Below are 7163 nucleotides of genomic sequence, written 5' to 3' on the forward strand. Positions count from 1 at the left end.
ACAAACTGCGTAAGGGCATAAAAGAATACAAAGTGGAGGAGTTGCCACGCGTGGGACGCGGCGGGCGAAAACTCCAGCAAAACATTACGACAAGATTCTTGATTGAGGAATTTCGACATCAAGGTTTCATTGAGAACGAAGCAGGAATGTACCATTTGATTTTTATCAGTACGTTTTGTCACTTGCAAATGACAACATTTCTTGAATTTATGGGTATGACCGTGGATGAGCTTATAGAGTTTTGATACCGGGCCTGGTCGCGCGATTTGTCAATATGCGGAATTTATCCGATATTACCCTCGGCTTGCTTTCTATTCGATTCCTGAAAGTGTGTTTGTACAGAGTAACGACTATATTGATCATCCAGAAGATAAATCCAGCTTTACCTTCTGGATGATCAAAGTTAGCCGGATCAACTACCATTTTACCTGTCGGTGCTCAAAATATTTGAAGGTACCCCCAGGGGTGCCGAATATGGGTTATTATACTGATACACAAAAACAGGGTCGTGGCGAAACTTAGTTTCGATACGTCCCTGTTACAATCTCGAGGATTTTTTCCGACTCTTCCAGAAGCTGTTCCCTGGTACCATAGCAGTGTCCGTCATTGGAAAGTTTGATATTCATTTTCAAATGGTCCATTAAATTCTGCCGTTCTAGTTAAATAATATCTTGATAATCACTATAGTTCGTAAGGATTTAAGCTTTCTTAACTATAGCACTAAGCCAAAATTCATTGGTTCTTTCTTCCCTAACATCCGCAGTTCTATATAATTCCAGAATTGTCAGTTCTGGAATAGAAGAAAACATTTCACTGAAGGAACTCTCATCATAGCAGTTAAATAATCTGTCGTCCTTCTTATAAACCTTGTCGCCATATTTAAAGGACATAAAAAGTACGCCACCCTTGTCAAGCATTGCGGTTAGCTTTTTCAGTATGTCAATAATCGTCCCTCTGTCAACATGCAAGAGGGATGCAGAGGCCCATATGCCATTAAACACTAAATTGAAGTTGAGGTCCTCAAATTTAGCATGCTGAACAGTCAAGCCAGTAAGTTTTGAGCTCAGTTTTACCATTTCTACGGACGCATCAAAGGCAGAAACCTTGTATCCTTTACTTAGAAAATAAAGACTGTCCCGGCCCGAACCACAACCCGCATCCAGAATAGAGCTCTCAGGAAGTAGATATTCTTCAAATCTTCTGTAGTGTTCACTCATGTCTACATTTACCGTATTATTATAAAATTCATAAGCGTTCTTATCATAGAAGATAACAGTAGAATTTACCATTTTGCCGCCTCCTTAAGAAAGACTGGGGTAATGACTAACCACTCTTGAGGAGATAGGGCTTCATCACTAACCTTGTTCCTCTCCCCCAGAAACTCTTGACAAAGGCGCATCATCAGAACACCCCTCAAGCCGACCGCATTGCCCTGCTGAAACTGCGAAAGCAGATAGGAAAGTGCCTCTTCTCCCCCATATTTTTTAATCTCTTCATAGGCACTTTGATGAGCGTTGATATAGTCGTCTGGATTCGAGGATTGTAAAGGGGATGACATAATAATAGTTAAGCGATCTTCGACCAAACTGACAGCCTTAGGAGATACTGTTGCACCTTTCACTTCAGAGGGATTTTCCGCAAATTCTAGGGCGTTTTTGTAGACGTCTTTCGTGATTTCATGGATATATTGATAAGGCAGTTCACAATAATATGTCCCATTTTTTTCGTATAGGTAATAACCTTTGTTTCCGAACTTTAAGACCTTGTAATCTACGCCAACAGGAACGTCTTGTACACTTTGCTTAGTTGTCCTTTTTCCGTCTGCGATAGCCTTTACAACTGCTTCTGGAATTACGTAACTGCGTAGAGCGTATATCATATAGACATCATTATAAGTCTCTTTACCCATGACATACCTCCGTCCACTTTTGATTATCTCCCCTACAACAATAACATAATTAGTTGTCATCCACTTTGATTTCCCAGCGTTCATGACAGTTAAACCAGGAAAACCATTGGGCCGCCTTAGACATAACAGTAAATATTCACCAAAATAGCATTACCTAAGATGTTTAGCTGCCTCAATGGCTGCCACCCTATTATTCACCTGAAGTTTACCGTAGATATTTATAATGTGGGATTTAACTGTAGCCATAGAAATACACAAGCGCTCCGCAATCTCGTTATTTGAAGCACCTCTTGTTATTTCCCTGAGCACTTCCATTTCTCGTTCACTAAGTAGGGGCTTGGTTCTAATTTTGCAAAGATGGGTGCCTGGTGCCTGACACCAACTTAAAAATAATTATCACGGCTTCTACTAAAATACCTAAAACCAACTCCAATGAAAACAACTCCTTAGTTCTTATAATTTTACGTTATTAGAACGCTCGATGTGAGCTTCCTCAACCGTCAATCACTTCTTTAAGCAACAGTTTCTCCTTGAAAGCGCCTCTCTCCCGAACCTTTTGCTTCCTGATTAGTTCGAACTGTTGTAAGGAGATGCTCTTATCGTCCAAGATCGCATAAACGACTGCCCTGTAGTCTTTCTATAGCCTAGATTCTTCATTATTCTGTAAAACCCTGCCAACAACCGTTTTTATTTACAATATTCTTGAAACTATAGGAACATCTACTAAACGATTCTCAGCGATTAGTCACCTGAGTCACATGCCTCTCTGCGCGCCCCTTGCCTTGATCATCTGAGCTAACCATAGTGTTTCGTGGAAAAGGCCGCAGGATGGAAAAGATATCGCAGAAATCGATGCTAGTATTGTAACGGATCATATGATGTTGCAAGTAACAGAGTTAGGCCTCGGGACGTGTTGGATCTGTTATTTCGATGCTAAGGTAATAAGAACTGAATTTAAACTACCGGATAACTATGAACCAGTTAATATTTTAGCAATTGGGTATGCCGCTAGTGAACCACTTTCTCCAGATCGCCATGTCACATTACGCAAGAGTCTTGAAAACACTGTTTGGTATGAGACCTTCTGAAGCCTGTTAGGTCGGGATAACAATTTGTTCATACCTACCTCATAAGTGCTTCCTCTGGCCTTTTCGTTACAAAAGGGTTGACAGGGGGACGGGGTTGCTACAACAACGAAAAAGTTGTCAGCAACCCCGTCCTCCTGTCAACCTATAGGTTGCATAGGTTCGAGTGGTGTTCGTTGATTGGGAGATGACATATTAATCATTTTCGTACTTCGCATCAACAATTCTGCTCGCTCTTCATTTAATACGGTAGCTACTTTTTCAGATTGCCTTGATTGTTCGTACTCTTGTTGCTTTGTCTTAAACTCAACCGGAAAGAGAAACACCGGTGCCTGAATGTAGGTGTCATCCGGGAATCTTCCGGTGATAAAGGGATACCCCACAAAGACATTGTATGAACCTGTTTCTTCTTCCAAGGCGGTCACGTTTCGATAAAGGGACAGCAGGCGCTGGGCTGACCTTTGCTCCGTTTCGTCCGAGGACTGGATTGAAGCAAGGTGAATGGGACCTTGCTTATGACTTAACTTATGCAAGATCTCGGTCGAACGGGTCTTAAATTGGCCTAAGTCGAAGGTCCACTTGTCATATAACTTAAGAAGTCTCAGCAAGCGGTTGCGCTTGCTTAAATCACTGAGCCGGTCTTTTAACTTTTGCAGCTTATTCTCCATGTTTCCCCCCACGTCCTCAAATCCACGTGACTTTGAATATAGGTTTCCCGGTTGATTTGCAGATAGTCCCCCTCGGGATATTTATCTCGAATAACTTTATGTAGACGTTTAGATTTATCAAAAGACGCTCCCGCCGGAACGCCTTATCCTAACTACATCATTTCCCTACTGGGCATGCAAACTCACAATTTCGGCAGTGCTTCACAGGGTGAAGCATTTCACCACTTGGTGGATAAAGAACCCTTTCATTCTTCCCTTCAGAGTTCCTATCTCGTTTCATTTGCTCATTACACTTTGAGCGACTATAATTAATGTTGTAATCCCCTGGAGTGAAAAGGTATTCCAGTTTACCTCAAAACATGAAGGTCTTCCTGTCTCTGGGCAACTAAAGATTGGCGACACAATCTATAATTTCAATCCTGAAAACACCTTTGCCTGTCTCGACTTCGGAAGAGGAGTATGGCCCTACAGTGTCAATTGGAACTGGGCCACTGCTTCCGGAATATCTAATGGCAAGAGGATTGGGCTGAATTTTGGGGCTAAATGGACAGACGGAACCGGCATGACTGAGAACGGCATTGTTGTGGACGGTAAACTAACCAAATTAAGCGAGGATATAATTTTCGATTATGACGGTAGCGATCTCAAAAAACCCTGGATTTTAAAGTCAGCAATAACCAACAGAGTTGAGTTAAAATTCGTACCTTTTTACGAAAGAATTGCAAAATCAAACCTCATTATCCTAAAATCCGAAGTGCATCAGATGATTGGACATTTTTTTGGAAGAATTGAAACAGAGACAGGTGAGTCTATCATTTTAGAGAGTATGTTGGGAAGTATTGAAGAACATTTTGGAAAATGGTAATAATCCTTGCGAAAAACAGAAAAGCAGCTAATCTTGGTAGAGATTTAAATATTCCCCTGAAACACCGTATCTGTGTCTCTGCATAAGTATTGAACTGCCTTTCGCCCAGTTTCTGCCGCTACCGGCAGTCCTCCGGGAATCATAATGCGCTGACCTGCAAAATAAACATTTTTTATGCTTTCGGGTTTAGATGGATAGCTTTCCATTTTGCTCCCTTTGCCCATAATTGACATCCACGAGCCTTTATATGAATGTAAATACCGTTCATAAGTCAGCGGTGTTGCTACATCCCAAACGGCTATTTTTCCAGTTGTCTGAGGATATTTTTTCGCCAATATGTGGGTAAATGCCTCTGCCAGCTTTTGTTTTTCTACTTCATAGGTACCATTTACCTTACAGGCTTTCCAGAAATCATAGCTGTCTCCCGTGATTATAGAAGTCATAGCGGTACATCCTTCCGGTGCATATCCCTTATAACCTGCATAATTATTAATACCAATAGTGTATTCTGGCACACCACCACACAAAAGAGGCTCACCAGTGATGAATATTAAACTTTCTGGCATATCGGATAAATCTGCCTCCACACCCACACTAATAAAGGTATTCAGTACAGGTTTTATGCTATTACGCATCTTTTGTGCCCACGGCTCCTGAATGGGAGCGTCAAACAAGGTGTCGATGGCAACGAGTGTATCCTGAGTCACGATCACAGCATCTGCCTTTACGTGTTCATCGTTTATGATTACTCCGCAAGCAACGCCATTTTGAACCGATACTTTACTTACAACTTTGCCGTATTGTATCGTGCCTCCTAACGCTTCAAAACGCTTAGCCATACGACCTGCCATGCGAAGTGAGCCGCCCTCAGGATAACCTCCGTCTCCGGAAGTGAGCGTTGCCATAGTAAAAGCCATTGCAGTGGCATTGTAATCAGAACCCGCTATATTCTTAAGAAGGCTCTGTAAAAGAGGACTTTTAAACCGCTCTGCAAATTCCTTTGATGTTTGATTTGCATAAAAGGACATTCTGGAAAAAGCTGGAATCATGCCCCAAAGTGCCGATAAGCCAAGAGAAGATTTATTCTTAACTTTAACGTTCTTAATATCCGAAATAGGCATAACTACCTTTTTGAATTTTTTTATATCCTTGCAGAATTTGATTATTTCTTTTTCATCAGCCGGTGAAATCTCTAAAAAGTGCTGGCGCAACTTATCTATATCTCGATATAAGTATGCCGTCTGTCCGTCATATTCAAAGGCCATAAAAGGATCACGGTTATAAATAGTAACCCCATCATCCAATGCACCCACTTCACGCCAAAGCTTATTAAGTGGGGTTTTGGGTGACGAACCTGTCAACCAGTGCATTCCGCCCTCGAATAAATACCCCTTTCTTCGCCAGCTTGTGGAAGCACCTCCCGGTATGGTATGACTTTCGTAAATTGTAACATCAAATCCGCTTTGAAGTGCGTAAATACCTGCTGTAAGCCCGGCAATTCCAGCACCCACAACAATTATTTTCTTCATGCTCATTTCCTCCTTACAATATCTATAATCCAATCACTTTCAGGACAGGGTGTATCAGGATTCAGCGCTATTTGTTCTGCAATGCCTTGAATGGCGCACCAATAAGCTATTGCCAGTGCGTAAGGATCACCCTCACGAATTGTGCCATTTGTCTGACCTTTTTGAATCAACAGAGTTGTCGGCGTATAAATATCAAAATCACGTAACTTGTCTTTAATACTTTGTGGAGCTGCTTCGTTATAATACGCCTGACTCATCAATACGAACATCTTAGCAGTAAGCGATTCCGTCTGGACATAGTGGAAAATCTGTTTTGCCGTACATTCTAAAAACTTAATCGGCTCCATATCTGTGTGAGCCATAACGCTCATTGGTCCTGAAATGCCGATTGTTATCAATTCTTCATACAGCTTTACTTTTGATTCAAAATAATGAAACAAAAGTCCCACGCTCATACCAACCTGCTCTGCAATGTCGCTGATTTTTGTTGATGCATATCCCTTTCGAATAAATATATCTAGCCCTGCCACTAGAATTTCTTTCCGACGTTTTTCTTTTTGTTCTTCACGAACTCCCATTTTGTTGAGCCTCTATTCATTGAATATTTATTCAATATTATAGTCAATTATTCCAATTGTCAATAAATATTTTTATAATATTTTCATCTAGGTAATGCGTGCCGCACCAAAAAATAGGAATTTGCATTAATGCAAACTCCTAGAGACTATGCCTCTTTTACAGACTTTCTTGTGTTTACAACGACAGCGTCCGCCGCGATTTCCCAGCCTGAAGTATCCGAAGCTTCGGGGATGTGCTCATGCTCTCTGTCCATCATATATAAATGAAACCCCAGCCTGGGCCCGGCCCAGTAATAAGCCTGGATAAAATCTTCCCCTACGAAGGCGCAGCCCGGCAGGTCCGGGAAAACAACCGTATAGTTGCCGCTTATTTTATCCCGCTCAATAATGGCCGGGAAAACATATCTCCTCTTCATCAGCCACCATTCCTTACTACGCATCTCCGCCGGGACGAGCTTGCCTGCTCCACGTCTCGTCCTTAAGCCACACATTCAGCAGATCGTAAACTTTATTCTTATAAGTGATATAC

At 41.7% G+C, this 7163-nt stretch carries 9 protein-coding genes and 2 pseudogenes; 3 read left to right on the top strand and 8 right to left on the bottom strand.

Features of this window, described 5'->3' with window-relative positions:
• Positions 1–245, top strand: a 245-nt coding sequence (locus tag JL57_RS13880) for a hypothetical protein (RefSeq protein WP_034142640.1), incomplete at its 5' end; no start/stop codon positions are given.
• Positions 246–698: 453 nt separating this feature from the next.
• Here the strand turns inward: JL57_RS13880 and JL57_RS13890 are convergent.
• The 3 genes from JL57_RS13890 to JL57_RS34405 all read right to left on the bottom strand — a co-directional run bounded on the left by JL57_RS13890 (position 699) and on the right by JL57_RS34405 (position 2257).
• Complete coding sequence (locus tag JL57_RS13890) at positions 699–1289, bottom strand: bifunctional 2-polyprenyl-6-hydroxyphenol methylase/3-demethylubiquinol 3-O-methyltransferase UbiG (RefSeq protein ID WP_034142642.1); 591 nt, start codon at positions 1287–1289, stop codon at positions 699–701.
• Positions 1283–1909, bottom strand: coding sequence for a DUF5301 domain-containing protein (locus JL57_RS13895; protein WP_034142643.1), 627 nt, complete (start codon positions 1907–1909; stop codon positions 1283–1285). The genes JL57_RS13890 and JL57_RS13895 overlap by 7 nt, the downstream gene beginning before the upstream one ends.
• A 150-nt stretch (positions 1910–2059) precedes the next feature.
• Complete coding sequence (locus JL57_RS34405) at positions 2060–2257, bottom strand: response regulator transcription factor (protein ID WP_291300079.1); 198 nt, start codon at positions 2255–2257, stop codon at positions 2060–2062.
• A gap of 470 nt (positions 2258–2727) precedes the next feature.
• On the opposite strand from JL57_RS34405, the pseudogene JL57_RS34410 reads away from it, so the two are divergent.
• Positions 2728–2997: pseudogene (locus JL57_RS34410) on the top strand (nitroreductase family protein); the annotation flags it as partial.
• Between the two features lie 137 nt (positions 2998–3134).
• Here the strand turns inward: JL57_RS34410 and JL57_RS13900 are convergent.
• Positions 3135–3662 (bottom strand): DUF4011 domain-containing protein, encoded by a 528-nt coding sequence (locus JL57_RS13900; protein WP_034142644.1) that lies wholly within the window; start codon positions 3660–3662, stop codon positions 3135–3137.
• A 319-nt stretch (positions 3663–3981) separates the two neighbouring features.
• Between JL57_RS13900 and JL57_RS13905 the strand changes: the two genes are divergently transcribed.
• Positions 3982–4527: a DUF2804 domain-containing protein gene (locus tag JL57_RS13905; protein WP_291300080.1), complete on the top strand. Its 546-nt coding sequence runs from the start codon at positions 3982–3984 to the stop codon at positions 4525–4527.
• Between the two features lie 44 nt (positions 4528–4571).
• On the opposite strand, the gene JL57_RS13910 is transcribed toward JL57_RS13905, so the two are convergent.
• From JL57_RS13910 to JL57_RS34415, 4 genes and pseudogenes are all read right to left on the bottom strand, one after another.
• On the bottom strand, positions 4572–6056 hold the full coding sequence (locus tag JL57_RS13910; protein ID WP_034142645.1) for an NAD(P)/FAD-dependent oxidoreductase: 1485 nt from the start codon (positions 6054–6056) through the stop codon (positions 4572–4574).
• Between the two features lie 2 nt (positions 6057–6058).
• Positions 6059–6634 (bottom strand): TetR/AcrR family transcriptional regulator, encoded by a 576-nt coding sequence (locus JL57_RS13915; protein ID WP_034142646.1) that lies wholly within the window; start codon positions 6632–6634, stop codon positions 6059–6061.
• Between the two features lie 146 nt (positions 6635–6780).
• Positions 6781–7050, bottom strand: a complete 270-nt coding sequence (locus tag JL57_RS13920; protein WP_291300078.1) for a type II toxin-antitoxin system HicB family antitoxin — start codon at positions 7048–7050, stop codon at positions 6781–6783.
• Positions 7051–7066: 16 nt separating this feature from the next.
• Positions 7067–7163, bottom strand: a pseudogene (locus JL57_RS34415) (preprotein translocase subunit SecA); the annotation flags it as partial.

Source organism: Desulfosporosinus sp. BICA1-9 (assembly GCF_000802135.1).